General features: G+C 67.7%; 9 protein-coding genes. 8 read left to right on the top strand and 1 reads right to left on the bottom strand.

Annotated features, from left to right (window positions below):
* The coding region (locus tag AC04L7_RS04030) for a TCP-1/cpn60 chaperonin family protein (RefSeq protein ID WP_475512558.1) at positions 1-676 on the top strand (676 nt) is incomplete at its 5' end.
* Positions 677-744: 68 nt separating this feature from the next.
* Here the strand turns inward: AC04L7_RS04030 and AC04L7_RS04025 are convergent.
* Positions 745-2,058: an aminotransferase class V-fold PLP-dependent enzyme gene (locus tag AC04L7_RS04025; protein ID WP_475512557.1), complete on the bottom strand. Its 1,314-nt coding sequence runs from the start codon at positions 2,056-2,058 to the stop codon at positions 745-747.
* 353 nt (positions 2,059-2,411) lie between these two features.
* Here AC04L7_RS04025 and AC04L7_RS04020 point away from each other — a divergent pair, with 353 nt between their 5' ends.
* From AC04L7_RS04020 to AC04L7_RS03990, 7 genes are all read left to right on the top strand, one after another.
* Complete coding sequence (locus tag AC04L7_RS04020; RefSeq protein WP_299347099.1) at positions 2,412-3,485, top strand: 3-deoxy-7-phosphoheptulonate synthase; 1,074 nt, start codon at positions 2,412-2,414, stop codon at positions 3,483-3,485.
* Between the two features lie 142 nt (positions 3,486-3,627).
* On the top strand, positions 3,628-5,991 hold the full coding sequence (locus AC04L7_RS04015) for a putative bifunctional diguanylate cyclase/phosphodiesterase (RefSeq protein WP_299347097.1): 2,364 nt from the start codon (positions 3,628-3,630) through the stop codon (positions 5,989-5,991).
* Positions 5,992-6,085: 94 nt separating this feature from the next.
* Entirely contained in the window at positions 6,086-6,514 is a 429-nt protein-coding gene (locus AC04L7_RS04010; RefSeq protein ID WP_299347095.1) for a DUF2141 domain-containing protein, read from the top strand.
* Between the two features lie 11 nt (positions 6,515-6,525).
* Positions 6,526-8,052: a carotenoid oxygenase family protein gene (locus AC04L7_RS04005; protein ID WP_299347094.1), complete on the top strand. Its 1,527-nt coding sequence runs from the start codon at positions 6,526-6,528 to the stop codon at positions 8,050-8,052.
* A 541-nt stretch (positions 8,053-8,593) separates the two neighbouring features.
* Positions 8,594-9,610, top strand: coding sequence for a lipoyl synthase (lipA, locus tag AC04L7_RS04000; protein WP_299347092.1), 1,017 nt, complete (start codon positions 8,594-8,596; stop codon positions 9,608-9,610).
* Positions 9,611-9,815: 205 nt separating this feature from the next.
* Positions 9,816-11,996 (top strand): carboxy terminal-processing peptidase, encoded by a 2,181-nt coding sequence (locus AC04L7_RS03995; RefSeq protein WP_299347090.1) that lies wholly within the window; start codon positions 9,816-9,818, stop codon positions 11,994-11,996.
* A gap of 146 nt (positions 11,997-12,142) precedes the next feature.
* Positions 12,143-12,991, top strand: a complete 849-nt coding sequence (locus AC04L7_RS03990) for a bifunctional transcriptional activator/DNA repair enzyme AdaA (RefSeq protein WP_475512556.1) — start codon at positions 12,143-12,145, stop codon at positions 12,989-12,991.
* The last annotated feature ends 101 nt before the right edge of the window (positions 12,992-13,092 follow it).

Below are 13,092 nucleotides of genomic sequence, written 5' to 3'. Positions count from 1 at the left end.
GGTCGTGATCTCCAAGGAGAACACCACCATCATCGACGGCGCCGGCGATGCCGAGCGCATCCAGTCGCGCATCAAGCAGATCAAGGCGCAGATCGAAGAGACCTCTTCGGACTACGACCGCGAGAAGCTGCAGGAACGCSTSGCCAAGCTGGCCGGCGGCGTGGCCGTGATCAAGGTCGGCGCTTCGACCGAGATCGAGATGAAGGAAAAGAAGGCCCGCGTCGAAGACGCCCTGCACGCCACGCGTGCGGCGGTGGAAGAAGGCGTGGTCCCCGGCGGTGGCGTGGCGCTGATCCGCGCGCTGCAGACCATCGGCACCTTGAAGGGCGCCAACGAAGACCAGAACCACGGCATCCAGATCGCCCTGCGCGCCATGGAAGCCCCGCTGCGCGAAATCGTGACCAACGCCGGTGAAGAGCCGTCGGTGATCGTGAACCGCGTGAAGGACGGTTCGGGCAACTTCGGCTACAACGCCGCCAACGGCGAGTTCGGCGACATGATCGAGTTCGGCATCCTGGACCCGACCAAGGTCACGCGCTCCGCGCTGCAGAACGCCGCTTCGATCGCGGGCCTGATGATCACCACCGAAGCGATGGTGGCCGAGGCTCCGAAGAAGGACGAGCCGGCGATGCCGGCCGGTGGTGGCATGGGCGGCATGGGCGGCATGGACTTCTAAGAAGTCCGCTTCCCGCGTAACCGTTCCACGAAAACCCCGCCGCGAGGCGGGGTTTTTTTGTTTGCCGGTCAGGCCGCGAGGGCGCGCACCGCACGCAAGGCTGCATCCACTTCGTCCGGCGTGTTGACCAGACTGGGTGCAAGGCGTGCGTAGGTGACGGCATAGGGACTGGTGCTGGCGATGATGCGGCGCGCGAGCAACTGCTTCACCGCCTCGGTCGGCGCCATGCCGTCGATCTCGAAGGCGACCAGGCCTGCCGACAGCGCCGCAGCGCGCGGGGTGTGCATCTTCACCTTCGGCAGGCCAGCCAATCCCTGCTTGAGCTGGTCGTTCATCGCGGCGATGCGGGCGGCGACGCGCGGTCGCTGCATCTGCCGGTGCATGCGGAAGGCGGCTGCCATTGCCCATTGGTGCTCGAAGGCGTGGAAACCGCCGGGCGTCATCCGTGCGGCATTCGCGGGTCCAGCCGGCGGGCGATCTTCGGTCCACGCGTTGTAGCTTTCGATCTCGGTGAAATTGGGCACCAGGGGCCGCAGGCGGCCCCAGTTCGCCGCATTCGCCCACACCAGCGCGGTGCCGCGCGGCGCGAACATCCACTTGTGCGTGCCGGCGCAGAAATAGTCCGCTCCCATCGTGGCGACGGTATCGTCGACTGCGCCGAGCCCGTGCACGCCATCGACGACCAGCAGGGGCGGGTCGGGTAGGCTGCGCAGCATCGTGGCGATATCGCGGATCGGCAGGCGGATGCCGGTGCTGGAGTGCACCCACGTCACGCCCACCACCTTCGTCTGCGGGCGCATGGCGGCCTTCAGGTTGCCGACGATTTCGTCGACGCTGGCATCGCGTGCCTGCTTGAAGAGCGTGGCCTTCCGCATCGTCGCATTCGCGCGCGTCGTCGCCAGCCGGATCGACTCGTGGTGCGAATAGTGGTCGTGCACCGTGGTCAAGACCTCGTCGCCGGGTTGAAGCGGCAGCCCGTGATAGACCAGCGCCAGTCCTTCGGTCGTACTGCGCGCCAGGCATACCTCGTCGCCGCGCCCGCCCAGGTACTCCGCCACTTCCGTACAGACCYGCAGCGGCAGGTTGTGGGCATCGTCTTCGAACATCGCGCGCTCCACGAACAGGAACGGGTTGGCGTCGATGGCGCGCCGGTAGCCCTCCAGCGCGTCGCGCACCGGCGTGGGATGGCTGGCGATGAAGAACGACGCGAAATGCAGGTAGGCCGGATCCAGCGCGAACTGCGCGCGCACGGCCTCCCAGTCGGACAGGTCGGGCAGGGCGGGCGTCTGCGCGGCCAGCGCGGCCAGCGCAGGACCGGGCAGCAGCGTGGTGGCGGCGAACGCGGCGGGCGCCGCGAGCAGGTGTCGGCGGGACAGGGCCATGGTGCACCGGGACCGGTGGCGTCGCGGGATGCGACAACCGGGCCAACGCGATCGTGTGCCGCACTCGGCCACCGCTGGGCGGCGCGCGTGACAAGCGTTTCACGATGTTCCCTCTGCGCATGCGGGGGACGATGGACGTGCCATTCCAGGTTGCAGATGAAACATTCGCCAGTCCGCGAAAGGCGTGATATCTCTACTCTCCGATGAACCCGACCCGCGCCCGCTTCTGGTTTTGGTATTACCGCGAACCTACGGCGGAGACGGGGCTGCGTTCATTCTAGGTAGACACCAGAAGAATCCCCTTGAAGCCGCCAGCGAACCTGGCGGCTTTTTTGTTGACCCGGAGAACCCCCATGGCCCCCCACACCGACGACCTGCGCATCCGCAAACTCGATGAGCTGGTGACACCCGCCGCCGTGATCGGCGAGTTGCCCTGCGACGATGCCGTCTCGCAGACCGTCTCGGATGCGCGCAGTGCGCTGCACGACATCCTGCATGGCCGCGACGACCGCCTGATCGTCGTGATCGGTCCGTGCTCCATCCACGATCCCGCTTCCGCGATGGACTACGCGCAACGGTTGAAACCCCTGCGCGATGCGCTGGCGGACGACTTGGAAATCGTCATGCGCGTGTACTTCGAAAAGCCGCGCACCACGGTCGGCTGGAAGGGGTTGATCAACGACCCTGCACTGGACGGCAGCTTCGACATCAACCGCGGCCTGCGCCTGGCGCGCCGCCTGCTGCGCGACATCAATGCGCTTGGCCTGCCGGCGGGCTGCGAGTATCTCGACACCATTTCGCCGCAATACGTCAGCGACCTAGTGGCGTGGGGCGCGATCGGCGCGCGTACCACCGAGAGCCAGGTGCACCGGGAGATGGCCAGCGGCCTGTCGTGTCCGGTCGGTTTCAAGAACGGCACCGACGGCAACGTGAAGATCGCCGTGGATGCCGTGGGGGCGGCGTCGCATCCGCATCATTTCCTGGCGGTGACGAAAGAAGGACGTTCCGCCATCGCCGCGACGGCGGGCAATCCGGATTGCCACGTGATCCTGCGCGGCGGCAAGACGCCCAACTACGATGCGGCCAGCATCGAAGCGGCCAGCCAGGTGTTGGCGAAAGCTGGCCTGCCGACACGCCTGATGGTCGATGCCAGCCACGCGAACAGCGGCAAGAATCCCGACAACCAGCCCGCGGTGATCGACGACATTGCCCGCCAGATGGCGCAGGGCGAGGCGCGCATCGTCGGCGTGATGGTGGAAAGCCACCTGATCGGTGGCCGCCAGGAGCTCGTCGAACAGCAACCCCTGCGTTACGGACAGAGCATCACCGATGGTTGCCTCGGATGGGACGACTCGGTCGCCGTCCTGGAGCGGCTGGCGGCCGCAGTCCGCTTCCGCCGCGAGCACGCCGTCTCGCGCGCTGCATGACAGGCCCCGGCGCGCCAAGGATCGGCGCCAGGGTGGACGGGTTGCACGGATCCTGACGCGGGCCGCTAATATCCCCGCTGCAAGCCATTGATTAATGTGACTTTCTCACGTTTGTGGACGCAGCGCCTGAGGGAGACAGGCCATGCGGGGCATATGGGAAAGGCTGCGGCTGTGCTGGGCGTTGCCCCGTGCGGACGAGGAAGCGAACCGGGTGTTGCTGGGACGGCGGCTGCGCGCGCTGTTCCGCGTCGTGCCCTGGTACGTGGCGTCGAACTTCTACACGGCAGGCGGTGTGCTGTGGGTCATGTGGCCTTTCATCGATGCGCGTGGCGCGTGGCCCTGGTTCGCATGCTTCACCGCTACCCATCTCGGGTGGGGCTGGCATGCCGTCGTTTGCGCGCGACGTGCGCAGCGTGCCGGCGAAGCATCACTGCGACACCGTGACCTGCACGTGGGCGTGCTCTGGTGCGCGCTGTGTGCGCTGGCGTGCGGGTCGGGCATCTATCTGGGGGCGCCGCTCGCCGGCAGCGACGGCAGTCGCCTGCTGCTCAGTGCCTACACGCCGGGGCTGATCGCGACGGGCGTGCTGGCGGGCATCACCATGCCCATCGTGTCCTTCACCTGGATGTCGATCCTGACCGTGTCGGCCTGCCTGATGGTGGTGCGGCTCGATTTCCTCGCGCAGGGCACGACGGTCACGCTGCTGTGCTGTTACGCCGTGATGCTGTCGATCGCATTGCTGTTCGCCTCGCACCTGTTCGTGCGCCGCGTGGAAGCCGAGCTGGCCGCGGACCGGCAGGGGCAGATCGTGGGCCTGTTGCTGCGCGACTTCGAAAGCAAGGCAAACGACTGGCTGTGGGAAAGCGACCGCGACGGTGTCCTGACCCGCGCGGGCCATCGCCTGGTGCACCTGCTGGGGCGGGGCCAGGCCGAGCTGGTCGGTCAGCGGCTCGACGGCCTGTTCGCGCAGCAGCGACTGGTGGCGGTGCAGGGCGATGGAAACAGCATCGGTCCCGACGCACTGCGGTCGCGCCTGCGAACGGGGGCGGCGTTCACCGGGGTAGTGATGGAAGCCAAGATCGAGGGCCGGCCGCGCAGCTGGATGCTCAGCGCGAAACCCTTGTGCGCACCCGATGGCGAGTGGGTGGGATGGCGCGGCGTCGGCTGCGACGTTTCCGATGCCCGCCTGCGGGAAGCCGAGTCGCTCGCGCGGGAACGGCACCTGCATCATCTCGCCCACCACGATCCGCTGACAGGACTGCCCAACCGGCGTGCGTTCCTGGCGGCGCTGAAGAAGGAGCGCAGCGGACCGCATGCCGTCGCGATGATCGACCTGGACAACTTCAAGACGATCAACGACAGCCTCGGGCACACCACGGGCGACCAGGTGCTGTGCATCGTGGCAGGGCGCCTGCGGCAGGTGTGCCGTCAGGGCGACCTGCTGGCGCGGCTGGGCGGGGACGAGTTCGCCATGCTCCTGCGCGGCCTGCCCGTGCAGGGCGCGGAAGACGAAGTGCATGCGCGCCTGTCGCCGGTGCTCGAGATGCTCAGGATCCCGGAACAGATCGCGGATTACCGGGTCGACGTGCGCGCCAGCATCGGCGCCTCGCAGCCGACCGATGCGGCCGACAGCGGGGAGCTGCTGCGCCAGGCGGACAACGCCCTGTATGCGGCCAAGCGCGAGGGGCGCGACATGYTGCGGCACTATTCGCCGCGGATGAGCGAGCGGCTGCAGGAGCGGCTGGCCATGGTCAGCGACCTGGCGATGGCCGCACATGCTGGCCAGCTCGAACTGGACTACATGCCGGTGCTGGCGGCCGACGACCAGCGCATCCGCGGCTACGAGGCCCTGTTGCGCTGGCGGCACCCATTGCATGGGCGCATCGCCCCGATGGACTTCATCCCGGCGGCGGAGGAATCCGGCCTGATCCTCCCGATCGGTCTATGGGTCCTCGAGCGTGCCTGCCGCGACGCGATGTGCTGGAGCGCGGACACCACGCTGGCGGTCAACGTTTCCCCGGTCCAGCTGGCGTCTCCGACGCTGGTGGAGTCGGTGCTGGACATCCTGCACCGGGTCGGCATGCCGCCTGGCCGGCTTGAGCTGGAGATCACCGAATCGGTGCTGGCGCGCGACCCCGCCGCGGCACGCCATGTGCTCGAGCGGCTGCGTGCAGCGGGCATCCGCATCGCCATCGACGATTTCGGCGTCGGTTACTCGTCGATGGCGCAGCTGCGCGAGCTGCCGTTCGACAGCATCAAGCTGGACAAATCGTTCGCCGCCGCCCTGCTGAAGGACGGCGCACGCCACATGAACACGTCGATCATCGCGTCGGTGATCCAGCTGGCCGGCGCCATGCGGCTCACCGTGACGGCGGAAGGCGTGGAAACACTGCGGCAGTTCGAGCTGCTGCGCGCGCTGGGATGCACCCAGGTCCAGGGATACCTGTTCGGACCGCCTGGTCCGATCGTCGCAGGGCCGCCCGTACCGCAGGCTGCCGCGGAGTGACTTCCGGCAGGTGCAGGTGGTGACGGCTGGCAACTGATTCCATGCTAGGCGACGACGACACTGGCCGCACGTCCCCTCGCTACCGGAGCCCACCATGAACTGCATCGCCCGTCGCACGCTGTGCCTGTCCACCCTGCTGGTCGCCGCCGTCCTGCCCGCGCATGCGGCCGACCTGACCGTCGTGCTGCGCGACGTGCGCGCGCAGACGGGCGTGATCAAGGTGGCGGTCGTCGATTCCCAGGCCGGCTGGGATGGCCAGGCCAAGCCGGTACAGGCCGACGGCGCGCCACCGCGCGGCGACACCGCCACGTTCGTGTTCAAGGGCCTGGCGCCGGGCGCCTACGCCGTGCTGGTGACCCACGACGAAAACGGCAACGGCAAGCTCGACAGCAACATGATCGGCATGCCGGTCGAAGCGTACGGCTTCAGCAACAACCCGCGCGTGATGCGCAAGCCGACCTGGGACGAAGCGCGCATCGCCATCGGCGCGCAGGACGCCGCCATCGACATCGCGCTGCGCTGAGGACCCAGGCCATGGATCGCCGCCGTTTCCTGCGCAACCTCCTTTCCGGCGCGACAGCGCTGGCCATCGCGCCCGCGTTCCTGCGTGGCGAAGAAGCCTTCGCCGGCGACCCTGCCCGCTTCGCCGCCGCCCTGCGCGAGCAGCCGTGGCTGGCCGGGTGGACCTCCGTGCAGTCCGAAACGCTCGGGCCTGCCACCGTGCAGATCGAGGGGCGTCTGCCTGCGGGCTTCGCCGGCACGCTGTATCGCAACGGACCCGCCTGGACCGAGCGCGCGGGCTTCCGCTACGAACACTGGTTCGATGGCGACGGCATGGTGCACGGCTGGCGATTCGACGGCGACGGCACGTTGCGCCACCATGCGCGCATGGTCGCCACGCCCAAGTTCACCCGCGAGCAGAAGGCAGGCCGCTTCCTCTATCCCGTCGCGGGCACGTCCATCCCGGACATGCAGCCGATCCGAAACAACGACGATGCGAACACCGCCAACACCTCCGTGACGATGATCGATGGGCGCCTGTTCGCGCTGTCCGAAGCGGGATCGGCGTTCGAACTGGATCCGGACGATCTGGCGACGCTGGGCCCCGTGACCTGGCGCCCGGACCTGGCGGCGATACCGTTCTCGGCCCATCCGCTGAAGGATCGCGACGGCTCGTCGTGGAACTTCGGTTCCATCGCGATGATGGGCGGCAACGGCCTGGTGGTCTGGCACATCGGCCGCGACGGGACGCTGGCGTCGGCCGATGTGCTGGAGACGCCGGTGCCGGGTTACCTGCACAGCTTCGCGATGACCGATCAGCATCTAGTGTTCGCGCTCATCCCGTTCCGGTATCTCGAAGGCAAGGGTGCGTTCTTCGAGCGCCTGCGCTTCCGGCCCGACCAGCCGCTGCGCATCGCCGTCGTCGACAAGGCCACGCCGTCGCAGGCGCGCTGGTTCGAGGCCGACTTCGCCGCCATCTACCATTTCGGCGACGCGCGCGAACACAAGGGCCGCATCACGGTCCGCGCAGTGCAGCACCTCGACCTGGAAGAAGCGCGCTCGCCCATGAAGGCCGCCATGAACGGGAATGCACGGGGCGATGCGCACGGCGGCAAGGGTCCGCTTCGCGAGCTGGTGCTGGACCTGCGCACCGGCAAGGCGCACTGGCAGGACACCGGCATCGTGGGCATCGAGTTCCCCGTGTTCGATCCGCGGACACCCTCGCGGGACGCCGCGCGTCTGTATGCCCCGATCCATGCCGACGGATCCACCGCGCCGTACTTCAGCCGCATCGGTGCGTTCGATCTCGCGCGCGACCGGCGCCAGATGCACGACTACGGTCGCGACGTGCTGGTCGAAGAACACCTGTTCGTCCCGCGCCCCGGCAGCACGCGTCCCGACGACGGCTGGCTGGTCGGCACCCTGCTCGACGCGGCGAAAGGCTGCAGCGGCATCGCTGTACTCAATGCGCGGCGGGTCGACGACGGTCCGCTGGCGCAGGCGTGGCTGCCGTACACGGTGCCGCTCGGCTTCCACGGTCATTTCGCCGCAGCGCTTTGATCCTTGGGCCGGGCGCGGAGGCGGCGTCGCGTGCGGATGGAAGGGCACCCCGACGCACCACAGGCTGGCGCTGGCTCGCACGCTCAGCATTCGCGCGCGCCCGACCCGCGCGCCCTGTTCAGGTAAATGGAGTGAAGAACGTAACCGAAATTCTCTTTGCCCACCTGAGAATTGGTCTGATATCGGTAACACGCCGCAACAGCGAGGGTTTTGCTCGCATTCATATATGTGACATCACGTCACAAAAGGGTGAACCCGCGGGTTCTGTTTTGCAGTGCAGCGTGCAACACCCGTAACACGCCCTTCACGATGGCCCCGCATCCCGACGTGGGGGAGGGAGCAAGCCCGCAATGGCCTAGCCGTTGCGGGCTTTTTTATTCCCGCGCCGCAGGCATCAGGACCCAGGGCCAGGAGAGTCCCGAGCTGCGCGGCCGTAGCCCCCGGCGCCCCTTGACCCGGCAGCGTCGCCCAGCGCCTTTCCCGTAGCCGAGAGGCTCGCGCCGGGCCGGGGCCGGCCGGTGAAAGCGGCTAGAATGACCTCATGGCCGATACCCCCGCTCGCGTGATTCCCCTCCAGGTCGTCAGTTCCGTTCCCGCACCGCTGGAAACGGGCGCCAAGCAACTCGGCAACGACAAGATCGGGCGTTCGCCGGTGCAGTTCGCCGATGCGCCCGTGTTGCGCAAGCCGTCGTGGATCCGCGTGCGCATCCCGTCCGATGGTTCGGTGGCCAAGCTCAAGGCCAAGCTGCGCGAAAACCGCCTCGTCACGGTGTGCGAGGAGGCCAGCTGCCCGAACATCCACGAGTGCTTCGGCCACGGCACCGCCACCTTCATGATCCTAGGCGAGGTATGCACGCGGCGCTGCTCGTTCTGCGATGTCGCCCATGGCCGGCCCAAGCCGCCGGATGCGTCCGAGCCGCTGAGCCTGGCCAACACGGTCGCCGACATGGGCCTGAAGTACGTCGTGGTGACCAGCGTTGACCGCGATGACCTGCGCGACGGCGGTGCCCAGCACTTCGTCGACTGCATTGCCGCCATCCGCGCGCATTCGCCCGCCACGCGCATCGAGATCCTCACCCCCGACTTCCGCGGCAAGGGCCGCATGGACCGCGCGCTGGAGATCCTGGCGGTCAATCCGCCTGACGTGTTCAACCACAACATCGAAACCGTGCCGGACCTGTATCCGAACGTCCGCCCCGGCGCCGACTACCAGTGGTCGCTGACCCTGCTGCAGCGCTTCAAGCAGCAGCACCCGCACCTGCCGACCAAGAGCGGCATCATGCTGGGGCTGGGCGAGACCATGGAGCAGGTCCAGGGCACGCTGCGCGACCTGCGCGCGCACGACGTCGACATGGTCACGATCGGCCAGTACCTGCAGCCGACGCCGCACCACCATCCGGTGCTGCGTTACTGGACGCCCGAGGAGTTCAAGGCCCTCGAGGACTACGGCAAGGCGCTGGGCTTCAGCCACGTCGCGTCAGGACCGCTGGTGCGTTCCTCGTATCACGCCGACCAGCAGGCGGCGCAGGCCGCCTTCACCGCACAGCACGCGGGCTGAACGCGCCGGCGCGGTCGCCGTCGCGTCGCAGAGAAGCCTGTCCGCATCGTGGGCGACCGGAGCACGGGCGCGGTTCACCTTTTCCTACGCCACCGCCTTTAGGCTGCCGAAAGGCAGATGACAAGGCGCGCAACTTTGTGCACTGTCTTCGTGTCGAAACCGACCTACGTTCCGCCTGACGGGCCCCCGGGGCCATGAGTACGCAATGACACTGAAGAAAGTCCCCCTCCTGCTGCTGGCCCTGGCTCTGTCGACCCCGTTGGCGCTGCTCGCGCGCGGCGATGGGGGGGCGATCGCGGTGGCGCCGACCGCCGACCAGGCCAGCACGTCGAAGCTGGTGTACGGCCTGCTGTCCGACAGCCGTTACGCCTATCGTCCGCGCCCGCTCGACGATGCGCTGTCGCAGGAAGTGTTCAAGCGCTATTTCGAAGCCCTCGATGGCGGCAAGCAGTTCTTCACGGCGGACGACATCGCACGCTTCGCGCCCTACAAGACGAAGATGGACGATGCCATCCGCAGCGGCGACCTCGAGCCGGCCTACGAGATCTTCACCGTCTACAAGCAGCGCGTGGGCCAGCGCGTCGCCTTCGCCCGCGCCCTGTTGAAGCAGGACTTCGACTTCACCGGCAGCGAGCGCTGGGAATACGACCGCGAAGACGCACCGTGGGCCGCCGATGGCAAGGCCCTGGACGGGATCTGGAAGAAATCGGTGATGAACGACTGGCTGCGGCTGAAGCTGGCCGGCAAGAAGCCCGACGACATCCGCAAGACGCTSGACAAGCGCTACGCCAACCTCCAGCGCAGCATCAACGAACTCAAGACCGAGGATGTCTTCCAGACGTTCCTCAACGCGTACACCAGCGCGATCGATCCGCATACGGATTACTTCACGCCGCGCACCGCCGAGAATTTCAACCAGTCCATGTCGCTGTCGCTGGAAGGCATCGGCGCGGTGCTGCAGCGCCAGGACGACCTGGTGGCGATCCGCGAGATCGTGCCGGGTGGCCCGGCCGACCTGAGCGGCAAGTTGAAGATCGGCGACCGCATCGTGGCGGTCGGGCAGGGCAAGTCGGGGCCGTTGACCGACGTGATCGGCTGGCGCATCGACGACGTGGTGGCTCAGATCCGCGGCAAGAAGGATACGCAGGTACGCATCGAGTACATCCCAGCCGAAGCGGGCATTGACGGCAAGCATGCGCAGGTCACCATCACCCGGCAGAAGGTCAAGCTGGAAGAGCAGGCAGCCAAGGCCGAGACCATCGTACTGCCGGCCAACGGTACCGAGCCCGCGCGCCGCATCGGCGTGATCAAGCTGCCGGCGTTCTACCAGGATTTCGAAGGCCGTCGGCGCAACCCGAACGATTTCAACTCCGCGACCCGCGATATCTCGAAGCTGCTCGCGCAGTTCAAGACGCAGGGCGTGGACGGCGTGGTGATGGACCTGCGCAACAACGGCGGCGGTTCGCTCGACGAGGCGGTGGAACTCACTGGCCTGTTCATCGACAAGGGCCCGGTCGTGCAGGTGCGCGAGTCCGGCGGCCGCGTCACCGTCAACAGCGACCGCAAGACCGGTGTCGCGTGGGACGGTCCGCTGGCCGTGCTGATCAATCGCTATTCCGCGTCCGCATCGGAAATCTTCGCCGGTGCCATCCAGGACTACGGGCGCGGCCTCGTGATCGGCGAGACCAGCTTCGGCAAGGGCACCGTGCAGAACATGGTCGACCTGGACCGCTGGCCCGCCAATGAAGCGCCGCGCTTCGGCTCGGTGAAGCTGACCATCGCGCAGTTCTTCCGCGTGGCCGGCGGCAGCACGCAGCACAAGGGCGTCGTCCCGGACATCGCGTTCCCCGTGAGCGTGGACGCCAGCGAGTACGGCGAAAGCACGTACGACAACGCGCTGCCGTGGACGCGCATCGCTGCCGTCCCGCACACGCAGTACGGCAACTTCGCGCCGCTGCTGCCGCGTCTCGAGGCCTTGCACGCTGCGCGTTCGGCGAAGGACAAGGAGTTCCAGTGGTGGTCCGAGGACGTGGCCCAGTACCGTGCCGAGGCCGCCAAGAAGTACGTCTCGCTCAATGAAGCCGAGCGCCGCGCCGAGCGCGAGCGCCAGGACGTGCAGCGCAAGCAGCGGCAGGCCGAACGCAAGGCATTGGGCCTGGCGCTGGACCCGCTGGCCGAGGACCTGGCCGACGACGGTCTCGGTGCGTCCGAGCGCGACATCGTGAAGGACGCGCAGCGCGAGAAGCTGGCCGACAAGCGTCCGGATCCGTTGCTGCGCGAATCCGCCGCCATCCTCTCGGACGCGATCAGCGTCCTGGGCCAGGACCGCAAACTGTCGGCGCAGGTGCTGCCCGATTCGCCGGGTCCGGGTCGCTGGGCGCAATAGGGCAGGAGCGAGGCGGGGACGTGAGGTCGAATGCCGGTCGGTCAGGCATTTGGCCACTTCCCGCTCCTCCGGCTGCACGGCGCGCGCAGCGCAAGATCCGGATAGCCCGACCGCCGCGTGCGCCCTAGTCTGGGCGCATGGACACGATGCCGCGCCGACCGCTTTCCTCCGATTCCTCCGCCTCCGCCGCCGATCCTGTCGAAGCGGCACGCCGCCTGCTCGACGAAGGCGACCCCTCGTTGTCCGAACTGGCGGCACGCACGGGCGTCAGCGCGTCCCATCTGCAGCGACGTTTTCGCGCGCGCTTCGGGCTGAGCCCCGCCGAGTACCTCGCGCGCAAGAAGCTCGGCACGCTTAAGAACGCGTTGCGCATGGGCAGCGACGTAACCTCTGCGCTGTACGACGCCGGTTATGGCTCGCCTTCGCGGCTGTACGAGCAGGGCGCGACGAAACTGGGCATGACACCCGCGACATACCGTGCGGGAGGCCGTGGCGTGGCGATCCGCTGGACCGTGGTCGATACCGTGCTTGGCCGCACACTGGTGGCTGCCACCGAGCGTGGCATCTGCGCGGTGGAACTGGGTGACGACGATGCGACGCTGGAGCGGCGGCTGCGCGAAGAATTTGCGCTGGCGCAACTCGAACGTGTCGAAGCAGGCCGCGACGACTTTCTTGCGCCCCGCCTGCGCGCGGTGGCGGAGCGGTTGGCGGGTGGYGACGCGGACGTGCCGGTGGATCTGCTCGGTACCGGCTTCCAGCAGCGCGTCTGGGAGGCGCTGATGAAGATCCCGGCCGGTGACACTGTCAGCTACGCCGGCCTGGCGCAATCGCTCGGCGCGCCGCGTGCTGCACGCGCGGTAGCCAGCGCCTGCGCGCACAACCGCATCGCCGTGGTCGTCCCGTGCCATCGCGTGATCCGCGGCGACGGTTCGCCGGGAGGCTATCGCTGGGGATTGCCACGCAAGCAGGAGTTGCTGGCGAGAGAGCGCGGCTGATCCACCGATTTTCTCGCACAGCGAGATGCCCGCAAGAAAGGAAGTCCTGCAGGAGCGCCCCCTGGGCGCGATGCTTTGCTGTTGATGATTGGCGAAACAAG

The organism is Pseudoxanthomonas sp. LjRoot204_2 (assembly GCF_056175765.1).
The sequence above is the reverse complement of the archived record's forward strand: the minus strand, read 5'-3'. Positions and strand labels throughout refer to the sequence as shown.

Excerpts from the sequence above, each read along its gene's own strand:
- AC04L7_RS04005 (WP_299347094.1), top strand. The coding sequence starts at position 6,526 with ATGGATCGCCGCCGTTTCCTGCGCAACCTCCTTTCCGGCGCGACAGCG.
- lipA (WP_299347092.1), top strand. The coding sequence starts at position 8,594 with ATGGCCGATACCCCCGCTCGCGTGATTCCCCTCCAGGTCGTCAGTTCC.
- AC04L7_RS04020 (WP_299347099.1), top strand. The coding sequence starts at position 2,412 with ATGGCCCCCCACACCGACGACCTGCGCATCCGCAAACTCGATGAGCTG.
- AC04L7_RS04010 (WP_299347095.1), top strand. The coding sequence starts at position 6,086 with ATGAACTGCATCGCCCGTCGCACGCTGTGCCTGTCCACCCTGCTGGTC.